This is a genomic window from Streptomyces sp. NH27, assembly GCF_056859195.1.
Map to the genome: position 1 here is coordinate 1 of NZ_JACEGK010001130.1, position 272 is coordinate 272.

Sequence of the window (272 nt, forward strand, 5' to 3'; positions counted from 1 at the left end):
ACCCCTAACCACAGGTCATCCCCCAGGTTTTCAACCCTGGTGGGTTCGGTCCTCCACACGGTCTTACCCGCGCTTCAACCTGCCCATGGCTAGATCACTCCGCTTCGGGTCTTGAGCGTGCTACTCAGTGTCTAATTAAAGACGTCGCCCTATTCGGACTCGCTTTCGCTACGGCTCCCCCACACGGGTTAACCTCGCAACACACCGCAAACTCGCAGGCTCATTCTTCAAAAGGCACGCAGTCACGAGATGCCGAGCAAGCTCGACATCCG

Annotated in this window: 1 rRNA gene; it reads right to left on the reverse strand. The window is 57.4% G+C overall.

The window, feature by feature from the left end:
* Positions 1–272 (reverse strand): 23S ribosomal RNA (locus tag AC13HU_RS38365); the annotation flags it as partial.